This is a genomic window from uncultured Dysosmobacter sp. (assembly GCF_947631635.1).
GTDB lineage: Bacteria > Bacillota > Clostridia > Oscillospirales > Oscillospiraceae > Oscillibacter.
The window spans coordinates 1-16,333 of the sequence record NZ_CANRMB010000031.1 but is presented as its reverse complement, the minus strand read 5'-3'; the positions used below and the strand labels follow the sequence as shown (position 1 = coordinate 16,333).

General features: G+C 60.9%; 16 protein-coding genes and 1 other RNA gene. 5 read left to right on the top strand and 12 right to left on the bottom strand.

Annotated features, from left to right (window positions below; translation table 11 throughout):
- Positions 1–66: 66 nt before the first annotated feature.
- A complete protein-coding gene (locus Q0Z71_RS13825; protein ID WP_298023961.1) occupies positions 67–660 on the bottom strand; it encodes a hypothetical protein in 594 nt (197 codons plus the stop codon).
- A 185-nt stretch (positions 661–845) separates the two neighbouring features.
- Here Q0Z71_RS13825 and Q0Z71_RS13820 point away from each other — a divergent pair, with 185 nt between their 5' ends.
- Complete coding sequence (locus tag Q0Z71_RS13820; protein ID WP_298023958.1) at positions 846–1,922, top strand: DUF4118 domain-containing protein; 1,077 nt, start codon at positions 846–848, stop codon at positions 1,920–1,922.
- Positions 1,919–2,626, top strand: a complete 708-nt coding sequence (locus Q0Z71_RS13815; RefSeq protein WP_298023955.1) for a response regulator — start codon at positions 1,919–1,921, stop codon at positions 2,624–2,626. Before Q0Z71_RS13820 ends, Q0Z71_RS13815 begins: the two co-directional genes overlap by 4 nt.
- 373 nt (positions 2,627–2,999) lie before the next feature.
- Here Q0Z71_RS13815 and Q0Z71_RS13810 read toward each other — a convergent pair whose 3' ends face one another.
- Both Q0Z71_RS13810 and Q0Z71_RS13805 read right to left on the bottom strand, forming a co-directional pair.
- Entirely contained in the window at positions 3,000–3,731 is a 732-nt protein-coding gene (locus Q0Z71_RS13810) for a ZIP family metal transporter (protein ID WP_298023952.1), read from the bottom strand.
- A 125-nt stretch (positions 3,732–3,856) separates the two neighbouring features.
- Positions 3,857–4,750, bottom strand: coding sequence for a LysR family transcriptional regulator (locus Q0Z71_RS13805; RefSeq protein WP_298023949.1), 894 nt, complete (start codon positions 4,748–4,750; stop codon positions 3,857–3,859).
- Positions 4,751–4,933: 183 nt separating this feature from the next.
- Here Q0Z71_RS13805 and Q0Z71_RS13800 point away from each other — a divergent pair, with 183 nt between their 5' ends.
- Both Q0Z71_RS13800 and Q0Z71_RS13795 read left to right on the top strand, forming a co-directional pair.
- Positions 4,934–6,208, top strand: a complete 1,275-nt coding sequence (locus tag Q0Z71_RS13800) for a glycosyl hydrolase family 18 protein (RefSeq protein WP_298023946.1) — start codon at positions 4,934–4,936, stop codon at positions 6,206–6,208.
- Positions 6,209–6,280: 72 nt separating this feature from the next.
- Positions 6,281–7,009, top strand: coding sequence for a hypothetical protein (locus Q0Z71_RS13795; protein WP_298023943.1), 729 nt, complete (start codon positions 6,281–6,283; stop codon positions 7,007–7,009).
- Positions 7,010–7,047: 38 nt separating this feature from the next.
- On the opposite strand, the gene Q0Z71_RS13790 is transcribed toward Q0Z71_RS13795, so the two are convergent.
- From Q0Z71_RS13790 to Q0Z71_RS13770, 5 genes are all read right to left on the bottom strand, one after another.
- Positions 7,048–7,674, bottom strand: a complete 627-nt coding sequence (locus Q0Z71_RS13790) for a formate/nitrite transporter family protein (RefSeq protein ID WP_298023940.1) — start codon at positions 7,672–7,674, stop codon at positions 7,048–7,050.
- Between the two features lie 73 nt (positions 7,675–7,747).
- Positions 7,748–8,881: an AAA family ATPase gene (locus Q0Z71_RS13785; RefSeq protein ID WP_298023937.1), complete on the bottom strand. Its 1,134-nt coding sequence runs from the start codon at positions 8,879–8,881 to the stop codon at positions 7,748–7,750.
- A 5-nt stretch (positions 8,882–8,886) separates the two neighbouring features.
- A complete protein-coding gene (locus Q0Z71_RS13780; RefSeq protein ID WP_298023934.1) occupies positions 8,887–9,402 on the bottom strand; it encodes a Gx transporter family protein in 516 nt (171 codons plus the stop codon).
- A gap of 12 nt (positions 9,403–9,414) precedes the next feature.
- A complete protein-coding gene (locus Q0Z71_RS13775; protein WP_298023931.1) occupies positions 9,415–9,816 on the bottom strand; it encodes a NusG domain II-containing protein in 402 nt (133 codons plus the stop codon).
- Complete coding sequence (locus Q0Z71_RS13770) at positions 9,800–10,900, bottom strand: FAD:protein FMN transferase (RefSeq protein WP_298023927.1); 1,101 nt, start codon at positions 10,898–10,900, stop codon at positions 9,800–9,802. Before Q0Z71_RS13770 ends, Q0Z71_RS13775 begins: the two co-directional genes overlap by 17 nt.
- A gap of 222 nt (positions 10,901–11,122) precedes the next feature.
- Here Q0Z71_RS13770 and Q0Z71_RS13765 point away from each other — a divergent pair, with 222 nt between their 5' ends.
- Positions 11,123–11,869 carry a hypothetical protein gene (locus Q0Z71_RS13765; RefSeq protein ID WP_298023924.1) on the top strand — a complete coding sequence of 249 codons (747 nt, stop codon included), beginning with the start codon at positions 11,123–11,125 and terminating at the stop codon, positions 11,867–11,869.
- A gap of 85 nt (positions 11,870–11,954) precedes the next feature.
- On the opposite strand, the gene Q0Z71_RS13760 is transcribed toward Q0Z71_RS13765, so the two are convergent.
- From Q0Z71_RS13760 to ffs, 4 genes are all read right to left on the bottom strand, one after another.
- The gene (locus Q0Z71_RS13760) at positions 11,955–13,775 is read right to left on the bottom strand and encodes a DUF4127 family protein (protein ID WP_298023921.1); all 1,821 of its coding nucleotides are present in this window, start codon (positions 13,773–13,775) and stop codon (positions 11,955–11,957) included.
- A 58-nt stretch (positions 13,776–13,833) separates the two neighbouring features.
- Positions 13,834–14,196 carry a YbaB/EbfC family nucleoid-associated protein gene (locus tag Q0Z71_RS13755; RefSeq protein ID WP_298023918.1) on the bottom strand — a complete coding sequence of 121 codons (363 nt, stop codon included), beginning with the start codon at positions 14,194–14,196 and terminating at the stop codon, positions 13,834–13,836.
- A gap of 14 nt (positions 14,197–14,210) precedes the next feature.
- Positions 14,211–15,941: a DNA polymerase III subunit gamma/tau gene (gene dnaX / locus Q0Z71_RS13750; protein WP_298023915.1), complete on the bottom strand. Its 1,731-nt coding sequence runs from the start codon at positions 15,939–15,941 to the stop codon at positions 14,211–14,213.
- Between the two features lie 40 nt (positions 15,942–15,981).
- An RNA gene (ffs, locus tag Q0Z71_RS13745) (signal recognition particle sRNA small type) lies at positions 15,982–16,081 on the bottom strand.
- Positions 16,082–16,333 lie beyond the last annotated feature (252 nt).

Genomic DNA, 16,333 nt, shown 5'->3' with positions numbered 1-16,333 from the left:
CGGCGCTTTCACCAGTTAAATAAGCACAGAAAGCGCCGCGGTCTCCCGCGGCGCTTCCATTCCCGCTCAGGCTCTCGCACCGCTCATCCGCTGCCGCAGATGGGCCGCCGCGCCCTCGGCGTTGCTCACGTTGAACAGGACCAGCCCCATGGCCTGGTCCGCATCCCCGCCGCCCTGCATATCTGTTTTCGGATGGCAGGCCCTCCAGCGGAGCTGACGGTCGATCTCCCCAAACAGGCAGCTCCCCAGCACCAGGCAGTCATGGGCTGTCTTGCCCTTCACAGTCTTAAAATCATCGATCTCAGGCAGCTCCATATAATAGAGAGACCGGTCCTTCGCCATCAGGATCACCCTTTGATCGGTGATCCAATAATGCTGCTGCAGCACGCTCTGCCGCTCCATGATGGGCGAGATCACCAGCAGCGCCGCCACCAGCAGCACCAGACCCACCACCTTCATGCTCCGCTCCGGGTTGTTGCCGGCGTACATCAGCAAAATCGCGGATGTCACCACCGCAGTCCCGATCCACTTTGCCAGAACGAGCCATTTCGCGTCGTTCTCCAAAAGCGGAAAGCGCTCCGTTTTCCCCTGCCAGAAAACCCGCTCTCCATCCCGCAGGAATGTGCGCAGCACCTGTTCCGCAGATTGTCTTTTGTCCATCTTGACCGACTCCTTTTCCATATTCCGGCGTTTCCCCGCCTGCTTTTTATCATACGTGAGAACCCCGTTCAGCCGCTGACAAAGCCTTCCGCCGGTTTGTTAAGCTTCCGCGAAGTTTTTAGCAGCAATTTAACGAATTGTCTGTTATAATAGAAAAAGCTCGGATCTGGAAAGGAGCTTCTGCTTTGCACGCTAAAAAGTCTGTGATCTCCCAGCTGTTCCCCTTTTCCTGGAGAGACCTTCTGATATCCGCCGGCATTCTGTTCTGCGCCGTGGAGCTTTGTATCCTCCTGCGCATGGCCAACAGCAGCGACGGCTTCGCCTCTCCCGTCTTTGTGCTGGCGGTACTGATGATCTCCCGCCTGACCACGGGATATCTCTTTGGCCTGGGCGCGGCCGTTCTGGGCGTGGTGTGCACCAACTTCATCTTCACCTACCCCTATTGGGCCTTCGACCTGACCATCTCCGGCTATCCCCTGACCTTTCTCACCTTTCTGATGGTCTCCATCATCACCTGCACCCTGACCACCCAGGCCAAGCAGCAGGAGCGGTTGCGGGCGGAAAATGAAAAGGAGAAAATGCGGGCCAACCTACTCCGCTCCGTCTCCCACGACATCCGCACGCCCCTGACCTCCATCGTCGGCTCCACCTCCGCCGTGCTGGATAATCCCTCCCTCTCCGAAGCGGAACAGCGGGAGCTTCTGGAGGCTGTCCGCGGAGATGCCCAATGGCTGATCCGCGTTGTGGAAAACCTGCTGTCCATCACCCGCATCGGTGAAGACCAGGCCCATATCACCAAGGAACCTGAGGCCGCGGAGGAGGTCCTCGGAGAGGCCGTTCGGAAGTTTCGCCGCCGTTTCCCGCAGATTCACGTCTCTGTGACGGTCCCAGAGGAACTGCTGCTGGTCCCCATGGACCCCATCCTGATCGAACAGGTCCTGTCCAATCTGCTGGAAAACGCCGCCGTCCACGGCGAGACCACCACTGAAATTCACCTCTCCGTCTATGAGGAAGGCGGCCTCGCCTGCTTTTCCGTGCGGGACAACGGCCAGGGGATCCCCGAAAAGAAACTGCCCACGCTGTTTGACGGTACCCTGAAGCACACGGATTCCAGTATGGGCGACGGCAAACGCAACATGGGGCTGGGCCTCTCGGTCTGCCTTGCTATCGTCCGGGCCCACAGCGGCACCATGGACGCCAAAAATCTGGAGCGCGGCGCGGAAGTTCTCTTTCGCCTGCCCCTGCACAAGGAGGAGCTATGAATATCCGAGAAAAGATTCTGGTGATCGAAGACGAAAAAACCATCTCCCGCTTTATCTCAACGGTCCTGAACAGCAATGGCTACGAGGCCATGCAGGCCCGCTCCGGCAGCGAGGCGCTGTCCATGATCTCCTCCCACTGCCCGGATCTGATCATTTTGGACCTCGGCCTGCCGGACATGGATGGTTTGGAGATCCTGCGCCAACTGCGGACCTGGTCCAGTCTGCCGGTGGTGGTGGTCTCCGCCCGCTCCCACGAAACGGATAAGGTCACCGCCCTGGACCTGGGTGCCGACGACTATCTGACCAAACCCTTCGGCACCGATGAGCTGCTGGCCCGGGTCCGCACCGCCATCCGCCACACCCGCACCGCCAGCGGCAACGATGAGATCGCCCAACAGGGCACCTATACCGTGGGTGACCTGGTGATCGACTACAACAAGCACCAAGCCCTGGTCCGCGGTGAAAATGTAAAACTGACCCTCAGCGAATTCCGCATCGTGGCCCTTTTGGGCAAATACGCGGGCAAGGTCCTGACCTATGATTTCATCATCAAGGAGCTCTGGGGTCCCCGGGCCAGCGGAGACAATCAGATTCTTCGCGTCAATATGGCGAACATCCGGCGCAAAATTGAAAAAAATCCCGCCGAGCCGGAATACCTTTTTACGGAGGTCGGTGTGGGCTACCGCCTTGCCGAGGGCAAGTGAGCGGCCCATTCGGCTCCGCCCGGCGTCTGTCTGTGCTGCATCTCTTGCAGCACACGCCCCCGTGGTTCGGTCTTTTCCGGCCTGTCCGGCGTCACCTGCACACAGTCCCATCTGCTGCCCGGCCAGAGCCCCTGTGGATCATGAAATATTCCCCTCTCTCCAAACCCCCGCCTTGGATTTCCACGGCGGGGCTTTTCTCTTTGCCGGAGAGACCCGCCAGCAAAAAGTTGCGGGCGGAGCGGCTTGACAGCTTATCCGCCCGGCAGTTATGAAGCAGCCGGCAATAGTTACGGGCGGCAGGGCGCGGGATACGGGTCCAAAAATTCGATGCGCCTTGCGGCGCCGCCGGTATCTGGTTCTTCTAAGGCTTGAGCTACCAACAGGTGATGACCATCCCGACGATCATCCCCAGAACCACCGCCAGTGCCGGCAGCCTGCTCTTCCACAGTTCGGATGCCTCCGGCAGCAGCTCTCCAAACACCACATACAGCATCGCCCCTGAGGCAAACCCCAGCGCCGCGGCCAGCGCCGCGTCTCCCAGCGTCCCCAGGCAGAACCCCAGCGCCGCCCCCAGCACCGTGGGCGCGCCGGTAAGGGCTGCCATTGCGGCCGCCCGAAGTCTCCCCATCCCGCCAGCCGACAAAGGCCCCGCCACCGCCATGCCCTCCGGAATGTTGTGTAGTCCAATCACAAGGGCCAGTATCCAGCCGCTGGTCCCAGCGTCTCCAGCGGCAAAGGACGCCCCGATCACCATTCCCTCCGGTACATTGTGCAGGGCGATTGCCGCCGCCATCACCAGACCCGCCAAAAACAGCCCGCTGTATGTCCCGCCCCGTGCCCGCTCCAGCAGGATGTTCAAAAGCGCCGTCATGCCGTGCCCTGCCAGGACCCAGAGCGCCGCGGCGGCAAACCCGCCCGCTCCAATGGCCTCCGCCAGCAGGTCAAAGCACACCACGGACACCATCACTCCCGCCGCGAAGCTCAGCAGCAGGCTCACCGCCCGGCTTGATTCTCTGTGAAACAGACAGGCCAGCCCGCCTCCAGCGCCGGTCCCTCCCATTCCCGCCGCCGCGGTGACCATCAGGACCCTTCCCAACGTCTCCATAGAGCTCCCTCCCAAAAACCGCGAGCAGGAGGCCGGTCTCACCGGTCTCCTGCTCGATTTTCCTCATAATTTCTTCTGTCACTGCGATTCAAAACCCGCAGTATCCTATGCTCTCCGCCGCTTATTCAGAACAATCCCGCCGCGTTTTTCAGGTCCTTCACGTATTCCCGCACATACCGCATAAAATTCCGCGTCACCGGAGAGGCGGTCTTCACCTGGGGCACGCCCATGCCTAAAATCCGCTCCTGTGGCGGGTCTATCGGCAGCGCCACAGCGCGGTGGCTGTAATTTTGCAGCAGAAGCTCCGACAGAATGGACACCCCCAGCCCCTCCGTCACCATATTGATGATGGCGTAGTCACTGCATGCGGAAAACAGCACGTGGGGCCAGCGGGGCAGCTTGTTCAGGATGTAACGCACCTCTCCGTCATAATCCGGCATGGGCATGATGAACTCCTCTTTCAAAAACGCCTCCAGCGGGACCGATGTCTCCGCCGCCAAAGGATGGCTGGGCGGCACCAGTGCCAGCATCCGGTCCCTGCACAGCGGGATCCACTCGAATCCCTTTTTCTCGCCTCCGGCATAGATGCACAGCTCCGCCTGCCGGTTCTCCATGATCTCCTCAATGGCGCCGGAGCCCATCTCTGTGATCTGGATCTCCACCCGGGGATAATCCTTCTGGAAGTTTCGGATGATCCCCGGCAGCCAATAGGTCGCCACGCTGGGATAAGCCGCGATCCGGATGCGTCCCGTATCCGCGCCCTTGATCTTGGCGATGTGCTGTTCCAGCGATTCGCTGGTATTCAGCAGCTGGCGGATGATCGGCAGTAAAAGCTCTCCCTCATGATTGGGCAGGATGCCGGCCGGCGTTCGCACCATCAGCGGGAACCCTACCTCTTCTTCCAGCGACTGCATCATATGGCTGATGCCGGACTGTGTGTAGCCCAGCTCCTCTGCCGCCTTGGAGAGGCTCCCCAGCTCCACGGCCCGCACATAGGCCTCATACTTTCGGATATTCACGGCTTCCTCCCTTCCATTCCGCTTTTTTCCCCGCATATCCCGGATATGCGGCTTTTCTGCTTTTAATTTTATGGTATCCCTCCGCCCGCAAAAAGGCAAGAGGATTTTCCGCTTTTTGCAGGCAGCGCCGCTTCTGATCCGCGTTTTCCCAGCATATATTTCCCCAGTGAGGTGATGTCCAATATGATGATCCATGTGGTCCGATCTGGTGAATCCGTCGGCTCCATCGCGGCGTATTACGGCACCGATCCCGCCCGCCTCGCCGCCGACAATGCCGTTCCCGCCGGCGGAGCCCTGGCCGTGGGACAAACTCTGGTGGTCCGTTTTCCCCGCCAGATCCACGCCGTCCGCACCGGTGAAGCACTGACTTCCATTGCCGCGGCCTACGGCGTCACAGTCCGCCGGCTCTGGCGGAACAACTGGTCTCTGGGCGGGATGGAGCGCCTGACTCCCGGCCAGACGCTGGTGATCTCCTACTTTGATGAAAAGCTGGGAGCTGCCGCCTTCAACGGCTACGCCTACCCGTACATCGACGACGCCCTGCTGGCGTCCCAGCTCCCCTACCTGACCCATATGGCCCCCTTCACCTACGGCATCAACGCCTCCGGCGGGCTTCTGCCTCTGGAGGACAGCGCCATGCTGGCCGCCGCCCGCCAGCGGGGCACCCGGCCAGTGATGCATCTGTCCACACTGACAGAGTCCGGTCAGTTCGATACCCAGCGGGCCGAGCTGGTCCTGACCGATCCCGGCGTGCAGGACCAGTTGGTCTCCGAAGTCCTGCAAACCATCCGGGCCAAGGGCTATGCCGGTCTGGACGTGGACTTTGAATACCTCCCCGGCCAGCTGGCCCAGGCATACGCCGCCTTTCTGGGCCGTCTCCAGCGGCTACTGCGGGCCCAGGGCCTGCTGGTCTGGGCCGCGCTGGCCCCCAAGACCTCCGCCTCCCAGCGGGGCCTGCTGTACGAAGGCCACGACTACGCCGCTGTCAGCGCCGCTGTGGACGCGGTCCTGTTGATGACCTATGAATGGGGCTATACCGCCGGGCCGCCCATGGCGGTGGCGCCGCTGCCCAATGTCCGGGCAGTGCTGGACTACGCCGTCACCGAGATCCCGCCCACTAAAATCTTTCTGGGCGTTCCCAACTATGGCTACGACTGGCCGCTGCCCTTCATCCAGGGCGTCACCCGCGCCCAGTCCATCTCCAACCAGCGGGCCATTGAACTGGCTGTGGAGCATAACATCGCCATCCAGTATGATGAGACCGCCCAGTCCCCCTTCTTCCACTATACCGACGCCGCCGGGACCGTCCACGAGGTCTGGTTTGAGGACGCCCGCAGCATGTCCGCCAAGCTGTCGCTGGTGGCGGAATACGGTTTCCAGGGCGCCGGATTCTGGAACTTGATGCGACCTTTCTCCCAGACCTGGCTGGTGCTGGATTCCCTGTACAACATCGATTGATCTGAAAATTTTTCGTGGGTTTTTCCCCTCTGTGTTGTATAATTCAGTAAAGGACTCACAAGGGGGGCTTCCATGAAAAACAGTATTTACCGCATTTTATCTATTATATTAGCTTTTTTGACGCTTATAGGCGCCTGGTTTCTCTACAAAGGCGATTTCTGGACGCTCCGCACTGAGGCACAGAAGCTGGAGGCCATCTGCGAATACGCCTCCGCTGATGCGTCCGACAGCAGCAGATTGAGAGCGGTTCTCCACCCGGTGCTCCTCCACGACAGGACCATCGGAGACCGCCGGGTCCTCACCTTTACCGACAGTGAGATCAACGGCCTCCTGGGCTATGTCCAGTTCCGCCGGGGTGTTCTGGGCGGCTGGCAGCCTCTGAACGCCTCCTACGGCGGTGGCGCGGTTTTGCGGAGCTTCGCTTTGAAAGACCGGGACACCCGGGTGGTCTTTGCCGCCGACTGTCCGCCGGAGATCGCCCATTACAAGGTCCAGGCCAACCTGGAAAACGACGCCACCCTGATGGCGGAGGGCGATGTGACGGAGCCTGACTTCTTCCACATCCACGAGACGGACCGGAATTATTTCCCGGATATCCACCTCTACGACACCGACGGAAATGAGCTGGACCGCTGGGACTACCTGGCCTCCGACGATTCCGTTCCCTCCCCCGGCATCGGTTCCGCCGAGATCAACCTGGTCTATGTGTTCTGCGCGATCCTGCTGGGGATCGGCTGGCTGATCGTCAAATACTTTTGGGAATACGGTGCCCCACCTAAAAACAGCAAAGAGACTGCCTGACCGGCAGTCTCTTTTTCTATCCTATCCGCTTGTTCCAGTCATGCCTCGGCCCGCTTTTTCAGCTGTCGGCACAGGGGGATGATAACGCCGCCGCAGGTATTCCCCAGCGTCATCACCAGCATGTAGAGAACCGCCTTCCCGCTCCACAGATTGGCGGCGGAAAAATAAAACATATTGGCGACGCAGTGCTCAAAGCCGCACAGAATGAACACGATGACGCCCATGAAGATCCCGATGTACTTTCCCACCTCATGGGGATTGTTCTTAAAGCCATCCACCGCGATAAACATCAATATATTACACAAAACAGATAATATAAAAATTGAAATCAGGTGGTCATCCAGTTTCGCCTGGCAGAGTCCCGCCGCCTTTTCCGTGATCCCGGCGATGCGGGTGGCACGGATGCCGTAGCCCACCAGGCCGGTGCCCACCAGATTTCCCAGCCACACCGACAGCACGAATCCAGTGTATGCCGGGGGCTGTTCAAAGATATAGCCCACCTTGCCGGTAAACAAATTGAACCCAAAGGTGCAGATGGCGAACAGCCCCAAGCAGAAGAACACCGCCCCTGTCACCTTGTTCTCGCAGGACAGAAACACCGTCCCGCCGATGCCGATGCAGACGCCTCCCAAAACCGAATGCAAAAAGGACGCCAATTTTTTCATCTGTCTTTCTCCTCCCCAGTCCGCTGTCGGCCCGGACGGGCCGTGCTCTTGATCGTATGCTTTTTGATCCCGCTCACTTGTCTCCCGGGTCTCCATAGGGCGGCGGGACCGTCCCCTCCTCCATGCCCCGGGCCATCAGCACGTCTGTGGGCGTGATCTTCATCAGGTCCTCTTTTGTCACAGTCTCCATCCCCGCCAGGCGGTTGGCCTGGTTCACCAGGATCTGCTCAAAGATGTTCCGCACGCCCCGGGCATTGCCAAAGGAAATGGAATTGGTATTCTCCTCCCGAATGAAGTCCCGCACCATCTCCGCCGCCTGGCCCTCCAGGGTGTAGCAGCCCTTTTTGCACTGCATCTCGAAGATCCGCATCATCTCGTCGGTGCTGTAATCGTCGAAATGCAAAAAGCGGTTGAAACGGGATTCCAGACCGGGGTTGGAGTGGATGAATTCATCCATCAGCCCGTCATAGCCCGCCACGATGACCACCAGATCATCCCGGTGATCCTCCATGGCCTTCAAAATGGTGTCGATGGCCTCCTGGCCGAAGTCGTTCTCCGCCTTGCCGTTGAGCGCGTAAGCCTCGTCGATGAACAGCACGCCGCCCAGGGCCTTCTCGATGACCTTACGGGTCTTGATGGCCGTCTGTCCCACGTAGCCCGCCACCAGGCCGCTGCGGTCTACCTCCACCAGCTGTCCCTTGCTCAAAATGCCCAGACTGTGGTAGATCCGGGCCATGATCCGGGCGATGGTGGTCTTGCCGGTGCCGGGATTGCCGGAGAATACCATGTGCAGGCTCAGGTCCGTGGTGGGCAGGCCGTTTTTCTCCCGCATCTGATAGACCGTCACCATATTGATGAGGTTCCGCACCTCTTTTTTCACGGCGTCCAGACCGATATAGCCGTCCAGCTCCGCCTGCAAGTCCTCGATCTTCTCCGGTGGGACCGTCTCCTCCTCCGGGGCATTGGTCTCGCCGTTCCCTGTAGAGGCAACCGTCCCGCCGTCCTGTTTTTCCGGCGGTCTCGGACCATCCGGCTGTTTGCTTCCGGCTGTGCTGTCCGGTTTTTCCCGGTCTCCGGATACCTCCGCCGGAGGCGCGCCCCAAAAATCCGTTCCCATGCGGTTCAGGTTGTTTTCCGTCATGGTGCGGATAACCTCCAGCTGCTGGAGGATGATCTGGTCCTTTTTGCTGATATTCCTGGGGTCCATTTTCCTCACCCTTTCATCAGATCTGTGTGTGCCAACGCCCGAAACAGGCAGGCGGCGACCAGTCCGGTCAGCGCCCCGGTGAACAGGGACACGCCCAGCAGGACCGGCAGGTAATACAGCGGCGCCGTGTTCCCCAGCGTCAGGATGGCTGCCGCCACCTGTCCGCAGTTGTGGGCCGCCGCGCCGCCCACGGACACTCCATAAACGGAGAGCCACCGCAGCCGGGACAGGATGATCATCACCAGCATGGCGGTGACGCCGCCCAGAAGAGAAAACAAAAGCGCGTTCATATTCCCGGCAAACACCGCGCCCAAAATGCACCGCGCCAGCAGGATCAGCAGCGCCTGGACCGGCCCCAGGGCATACAGGGCAAACACCGTCACGATATTGGCCAGTCCCAGCTTGATGCCGGGGATGGGAATGGCCAGAGACAGGGGGAAAACGTTCTCCAAATAGGACAGGGCCAGCGCCATGGCGGCCAGCATGGCGCACAGCGTCAGCTGCTTCGTCGTCAGCTTCATATGCCGCCCCCCCTATCCGATCACAACGTCCGGGGCGCTGGCGTCCGCCGGACCGCCGGTCAGCTGGATGATGATCCGCCCCGGCAGGCACACGATGCTCTGTCCGCTCCGGGTGATGGTCCCGGTGTGGACGCAGTCCTGGGTGGGGCAGTCCGCCTCCCGGACGGTGACGCCTCCCGGCTCAAAGTCCACCGTCAGCGTGTATCCGTTCCCGGCATACACCCGCTCCCCGGCAGCGCTGCCCAGTGCAACGCGCTCCACTTCCCTGCCGTCGATGGATACCACCGCCGTCAGCTCCCCGGTCCCGCCGCCCCGGCCCCAGACCGTCACGGCGCAGGCCGCCGCCAACAGGACCACCGCCAGGATCACCAGGGCGTCCCAGCCGTTGGGCCGCAGCTTAGGAGACCGTCTCATAGGCATACCCGCTGGTCTCGTCCGGCGTGAACACATCGGCGATGCCGTCAGTCACCACCACACGGCCATCCTCTGTCACCAGCACCAGGTCAAAGGACATCTGCCGGCTTTCCCGTTCCGTGCGCCAGAACTCCAGCGCCTTTTCCTCGCCCATGACAAACAGCGCCGTGGACAGGGCGTCGCACTCCGTGCCGCTGCCCAGGATATTGCTGTTTGCGTCCCTCTCCCGCTTCTCCACCACTGTGACGGAGGTCAGCCCGCTGTCCGCGGGGCAGCCAGTGGCGGGATCAATGATGTGGTGATACCGCTGGCCGTCCTCCTCAAAATACCGCTGGTAGCTGCCGGAGGTCACGGCAAAGGCGTCGGTCAGGCTCAGAAAGCCCGCATAGCCGTCGGCCGCGTCCGCCCTGGCCGGGTCCTGGATGCCGACGCGCCAAGGCGTGCCGTCGGGCCGGTCGCCCCAGACCAGCACATTGCCGCCCAAGCTGATGGTAGCCCGCGGGACATGGTTTTCCTCCAGGATCCCGGCGATCACATCAGTGACATACCCCTTGGCGATGCCGCCTAGGTCGATCTCCACGCCCTCGTCGTGGGATGCGGTCAAATTCTGCCCCTCAGGCAGCTGGAACTTCTCCCAGCCCACATGCTGCAGCAATCCGTCCAGCTCCGTCCGGGAGGGCACCCGGAAGCTCTCCTCCGTAAAGCCCCAGGCGGAGGACACCGGCGCCAGGGTGCAGTCAAAGGCCCCCTCCGTCATCATGGCGTAAAACCGGGCCATCTCAAGCAGTGACCGGGTATCCTCCGACACCGTCACAGCTTCCCCCGCCGGGGCGGCGTTCAGCCGGGACACGTCGCTCTCCGGGTCTGTCCGGGACAGCAGCCCCTCCAGACGCCGCACCTCGTCCTCCGCCGCATAGACGGCGTGGGTGCTCTTCTCCCCATAGATGCTGAAGGTCATCACCGTGTCCATGGCGATGACCTGAATACTCTCCTGTGCCGTATTCGGGTCAGCAGGCTCCATGCCGCAGGCGGTCAGCCCCGCCAGCATCGCCAGCGCCAGCAGCAGCACTGTTAATCGTCTCATACAGTACCTCACGTTCCTGTTTTTTCACATAATAGAGTAGTATAGCACGTTGCCGTGCACTTCTCAACCCGGAATCCGCCCCATCCATAAAAAAGATCAAAAACTGCCGGAGGTTGCCCTTGCAAACAGGGGCAAAGTCTGCTATACTATCAAGGTATGTCAGCGGCGCATCTTGCCGCCGCCCAGTATTGAAACAGAATTCAACCCTGGAGGTCATTATAAATGCCAAAGAATCCGAACAGCAAGTCCAAGTCGGTCAAGCGGGACGAGCCCATGACCGGCGCCATGAAGTTTTTCTTGGCTGGCTGCGTGGCAGAGCTGTATCTGCTGATCGTCCGCCGCTTCTATGTAAATGGCACTGCCTTACAGCAGATCGCCTGGTACGACAAATATCTCCGCGTCCTCACAGGCGCCGGTCTGGTGGTTCTGGTCGTTGGATTGGTTCTGAGCCTTCTGTGGCGCGCTGACAAAAAGAAGCAAGTCCTCGGCTGGTATGTGCTGGGTGCCGGCGTCTTTCTGGCCGGTTCCTCCGCTCTGATCTTAAAAATGAATGCCCCGGCGGTGAAGCTGTTGACCGTGGTGGTGCCGGTGGTCATGCTGCTGGGCATCCTCTGGAGCCTGTATGACCGGGAATGCGCCCTGGCCCTGACGATCCTGTGCGCCACATTGATCGTTCTCTGGGTCTGCCGCAATGAACTGGACAGCATGTATATCGGCACCTATGTCAAAGTGCTCGCTGTCCTCTACATCGTGGTCGTGGCAGCGGTCGCTCTGCTGGCCAAAACCGGAAAGCTGTCCAAGCTCCTCCCCCCCAGCGCCGACACTTTGCCTGTCTATGCGGCCTGCGGCCTCTCTGTGGTGGCCATGGCCGTGGCGCTGGTCAGCTCCTCCGCCGCGTTCTATGTGATGTGGGGCCTGGCCATTGTGGTCTTTGCCCTGGCCGTTTACTACACGGTGAAGCAGCTCTGATCTTTTGATGTGAAAAGATGGACCGTCCTATGGACGGTCCATCTTTTTTTCTCCCGCTCCCCACCTGCCGGGGATGGAATGCAGTTTATTGATAATAGATCCCCAAAATGTTTTTGTGGGGCTCTGTGGACGCTCCCAAATGGATATCCATGCCGATCTCGAAAGCCCGGTCCCAAGGGAAGCGGTAATTCGTCAGCTCGATGCCGCCCCAGCCCTTTTCAGCGTAAGGCTCTCCGGGCGGCAGGGCCGTGATGAAATTGCTCCTCTCCAGATTCTCGATGACCGCCGCGGTGGCCGCCGCCATGCCGCTCTCCATCCGGGCCAGGATGTCCTCCCGGTCGATGTCCGGTCTCCAGAAGTTATTGGGGTCTCCCCCCATATCATTGCGGATATATATCAACAGATTGTCGCGCACCACGTTCTTATAGCAGAAATCCTTTAAAATGCTGTCCGCCACCGTCCGCAAAAATGCCCGCTCCGTGGTCTCCGTCTCCTGTCCTTTTTGCAAAAAGGCATATCGGGCCACGCCGTGGCTCAGGGCCATGCCGGTGACGATGGCCATGTCCAAAAAGCCCGCGTAGCTGAGAAGCCGCCCCAGTTCCGTTTTCTCCGTCAGCATCTTGTGGAACGCTGTGCCATAGGAGCCGTTGCTGGCGTCAATGAGAATGGCGGGAAGCCCCTCCGCGCCGCTTTGGGACCGAAGCTCCCGCACCAGCTCCTGATGGTACGCCCGCCCCTGCGCCGGGTCTTTCGGCTGGGTCAGCACCAAGACCATCAGCTCCCCCGCTCCAGGGTCATCCACTGCCTCCAAATCGAAAAACGCCAAATGCTCGGCCATGATCTCCGTCAGCGCCTTGTAGTCGTATTCACAGGCGGGCTGGTCCTCGGTGCCGCCATAGTATCGAATCACGACTTTTGCGCCGTCCCATCCGCTCTCCTCCAGATACAGCTTCGTCACCGCCTTGAAGGCCAGGTCGTCCACGCCGGAGAGGATAAAATCCAGTCGGTCCCCGTCACTGCCATACCGGAGGATGCGCTGATTCAGATATCTGATCTCCGGCCCTTGAACGCTGTTCTCCTCTGAGGAATCGTCAATGCCGATCAGCAGGTGGAACCGCTCTCCGCCGTTTTGCAACAGCCACGTTTGGAGCTCATCCGTCAGCGCCAGCTTCCGGCTGCGGGTCGCCAGATAGGTCTCCACCTGCGTCTCTGTCAGCCCAAATTCCGCTGGGGCTATCTCTCCGCCCTGTTCGTGCAGCCGGCTCACGTTTTCCACGTATTCCAATGTTGGCTCGCCGCTTTCGGCCGGCTCTGTGGGCCTTGGCTCCGCGCCATAGGCCCGCAGGGCATTGTACTCCTCGATGCCAAAGCCCGCGTACCCCGTGGTGGCAGCCAGCCGCATCACGCTGTCCAGCAGCCACACACGGTTGTCCGGGTCCTCCGACAAGGCCGTCAGCAGTCCTTCCAGCAACTCCCTGTCCGTCAGGCTTGTCCCATCGGACAGAGTGGCCGTCAGCGTCTCCGCCGTGTGTCTGGAATTCACCAGTCCGCCGGAGAGCAGCTGGTCCATGGACAGGATATAGCGGTCACAGCCCGCCGCCTCCTGTTCCAGCACCCACTCGTACAGCCGCCCCATGTCTCCATATTGCGTCCCGTTCTCGTTGAGGGGCTGTCCGTCCAGCCGTGTGCGGTACCAGTCCGCCTCCGGCATGGCCAGCGTATATCCCAGGGACTCCGCCAGATATACCACCCGCTCCACATTGTCCGGCCGGTCATCCAGCGGCACATAGGCGATGACCGCTCCCTCCGCCGCCGGTTCCTCCGGCAGCGGCTGGGACCGCTGGAGACCGCATCCAGCCAGCAGCAGGCAGACCAGCATCGCCGCAAATATCCGTCTGTATCTCATCGTCTCTCCTTATCAGCAAAACAGCCCGCATGGCACATGCGGGCTGTTTTCTCCTGTTTTACAGGCCAAAGGCGCCCAGATTCAGGCCGCCGGTGACATTGGACATTCCCTTTTCCATGGCGTCGCCCGCCTGCCGCAGCGCCTCGTTGACGGCGGAGACCACCAGGTCCTGGAGCATCTCCACATCCTCCGGGTCCACGGCCTCGGGTTTGATGGTCACGGCCAGCACTTCCTTCTTGCCGTTCACCCGTGCCTCCACGACACCGCCGCCCACGCTGGCGGTGAACTCCTGGGCCTCCACATTCTCCTGCGCGGCTGTCATGGCCTCCTGCATCTCAGCGATCTTCTGCTGCATCTCGGCCTGGCGCGCTGCGCCGGACACCTTTCCGTTGGTAAATCCACGGCGTGCACTGTATCCCATAGTCGTTTCTCCTTTTATTTGATCTCGATATTGTCAAACCGGCTGCCAAATTTCAGCAGGTTCTGTAAATTCTCCTGCGGCGTCGCCTTGGGCGGCTCGCCCACCCGGAACAACAGCCGCACCGGCGTCCCGGCGGCCTGGGCCGCCGCTTCGCTCAGCACGTTTTTGACCCGGTCATTGTCCAGCCGCCCCAGGGTGATATCGTCCGGCGCATAGACCGTCAGCTGATCGCCCTCCAGCGTTCCGGTGCACATATCCAGAAATGCCCGGTACATCGGCGGAAGCTGTCCCTTGCAGCTCTCCGCCAGTGCCCGCCACCAGTTTCCGTTTACCGCCGGGGCCGCCGGAGCTTTCTGCGCGGACCGGTCCACTGGAGCTGCCGAGGCTTCCCTTCGGACCGGTTCCTCCGGGATATCGAACACCCGCTCTCCCGGCTCCTCCATCAGCGGCGGTTCCTTCGGCAGGGGCGGCAGCTCCTCCGCGGATGCCGCCTTGGCGGGCGGCGCCTCCCATGGGGGCGTCTCCGCGGCGCTTTTTTCCTGCGGCGCCGGACCGCGCCCCGCTGCTGCGCTCTGCTCCACAGCGGCCCGTATGACCTGTCCCCGGGCCGCGCCCTCCTCCAGGCGCTGGACTCTGGCCTCCAGCGCGGTCAGGTCCCCGGACAGGGACTCATCGCACAGCCGCAGCAGGCACAGCTCCGCGTCCGTGCGGCGGTTGGAGCTGTAATACAGGTCCGCCGTGGCCTTTTGCAGGGTGGATGCCAGATACAAAAACCGGCTGCCGGACACCTCTCTGCCCAGCCGCTCCAGCGTGGCGGTGTCGTATCCGCCGGACAGCAGGACCGCGCCGCCCTCCGGTGCCGTCCGCCGCAGCAGCAGGTCCCGGGTCAGGGTGGACAGTTCGCCCAGCACCGCGCCCACGTCCTTGCCTCCGGCATATAGCTGGTTCAGCAGCAGCAGCGCCGCTTTGGCGTCCCGCCGCAGTATGCATTCCATCAGCTGCGCCGTCTGGAGGTTCCCGGCCAGACCCAACACATCCAGGACCGCCGTGCTGTCGATGGTCCCGCCGGCCGCCGCGCACTGGTCCAGCAGGCTCAAGCCGTCCCGCAGGGCGCCGTCTGCCAGCCTAGACAGCAGTTCCGCGCCGTCCGGCGTCAGATCAATGTGCTCCTGTCCCGCCACATAGGCCAGGCGTTTTGCGATATCCGCCGGGGTGATCCGTTTGAAGGAAAACCGCTGGCATCGGGAGAGAATGGTGGCAGGTACTTTGTGCAGCTCTGTGGTCGCCAGAATAAACATCAGATGCTCCGGCGGCTCCTCCAGTATTTTCAGCAGGGCGTTGAACGCCGGCGTAGACAGCATGTGGACCTCATCCACAATGTAAACGCGCTTTTTGCCGTTGGCCGGGGAGTAGATGGCCTCGTCCCGCAGAGCACGGACCTGATCCACGCCGTTGTTGGAGGCCGCGTCCAGCTCCTGTACCGCCAGGAAATTGCCGCTCTCCACCCCCAGGCAGGAGGGGCATTGACAACAGGGATCACCGTTCACCGGATGTTCGCAGTTGACCGCCTTGGCCAGGATCTTGGCGCAGGTGGTCTTGCCGGTCCCCCGCGTGCCGGTGAAGAGATAGGCGTGGGACGTCCGGCCCTCAGCGACCTGCTTTTGCAGGGTCTCTGTGATATGGGACTGCCCGATCACATCCGAAAATGTCTTGGGCCGCCATTTGCGGTAAAGGGCCTGATACATGAAACGCCTCCCGGATAGAATAAGTCCTCCGTATGCAGCTGCGGAACCGGAGCCCTCGCGGCACATGGAACATCCCGCTTAATGCTGCTCGGTTCCCCGCCTGACATGATTCGCGGGCATCCATTGCGCGAGACCGGCTCCGCAGCTGCATGCGGAGGACTTTTTATTAGCTTATCTATTTTACTATATTCTTTTTGGATTAGCAACTGAAATTTTTTGATTTTTAGAAAAAATGAGGCTTTACATCCGGCAAAATTATGGTATAATATCATTTGCCGCTGGAAATCCGGCGGCAAATGGGGGCGTAGCTCAGCTGGGAGTGCAAGTTATCCGCTAAGCGGGCCCTAAAAACACCAAAAATTTCATATTCGGGCCTATAGCTCAGTTGGGAG

Excerpts from the sequence above, each read along its gene's own strand:
- Q0Z71_RS13765 (WP_298023924.1), top strand. The coding sequence starts at position 11,123 with ATGCCAAAGAATCCGAACAGCAAGTCCAAGTCGGTCAAGCGGGACGAG.
- Q0Z71_RS13795 (WP_298023943.1), top strand. The coding sequence starts at position 6,281 with ATGAAAAACAGTATTTACCGCATTTTATCTATTATATTAGCTTTTTTG.
- Q0Z71_RS13770 (WP_298023927.1), bottom strand. The coding sequence starts at position 10,900 with ATGAGACGATTAACAGTGCTGCTGCTGGCGCTGGCGATGCTGGCGGGG.
- Q0Z71_RS13760 (WP_298023921.1), bottom strand. The coding sequence starts at position 13,775 with ATGAGATACAGACGGATATTTGCGGCGATGCTGGTCTGCCTGCTGCTG.
- Q0Z71_RS13810 (WP_298023952.1), bottom strand. The coding sequence starts at position 3,731 with ATGGAGACGTTGGGAAGGGTCCTGATGGTCACCGCGGCGGCGGGAATG.
- Q0Z71_RS13775 (WP_298023931.1), bottom strand. The coding sequence starts at position 9,816 with ATGAGACGGTCTCCTAAGCTGCGGCCCAACGGCTGGGACGCCCTGGTG.
- Q0Z71_RS13815 (WP_298023955.1), top strand. The coding sequence starts at position 1,919 with ATGAATATCCGAGAAAAGATTCTGGTGATCGAAGACGAAAAAACCATC.
- Q0Z71_RS13800 (WP_298023946.1), top strand. The coding sequence starts at position 4,934 with ATGATGATCCATGTGGTCCGATCTGGTGAATCCGTCGGCTCCATCGCG.
- Q0Z71_RS13780 (WP_298023934.1), bottom strand. The coding sequence starts at position 9,402 with ATGAAGCTGACGACGAAGCAGCTGACGCTGTGCGCCATGCTGGCCGCC.
- Q0Z71_RS13790 (WP_298023940.1), bottom strand. The coding sequence starts at position 7,674 with ATGAAAAAATTGGCGTCCTTTTTGCATTCGGTTTTGGGAGGCGTCTGC.
- dnaX (WP_298023915.1), bottom strand. The coding sequence starts at position 15,941 with ATGTATCAGGCCCTTTACCGCAAATGGCGGCCCAAGACATTTTCGGAT.
- Q0Z71_RS13825 (WP_298023961.1), bottom strand. The coding sequence starts at position 660 with ATGGACAAAAGACAATCTGCGGAACAGGTGCTGCGCACATTCCTGCGG.
- Q0Z71_RS13755 (WP_298023918.1), bottom strand. The coding sequence starts at position 14,196 with ATGGGATACAGTGCACGCCGTGGATTTACCAACGGAAAGGTGTCCGGC.
- Q0Z71_RS13785 (WP_298023937.1), bottom strand. The coding sequence starts at position 8,881 with ATGGACCCCAGGAATATCAGCAAAAAGGACCAGATCATCCTCCAGCAG.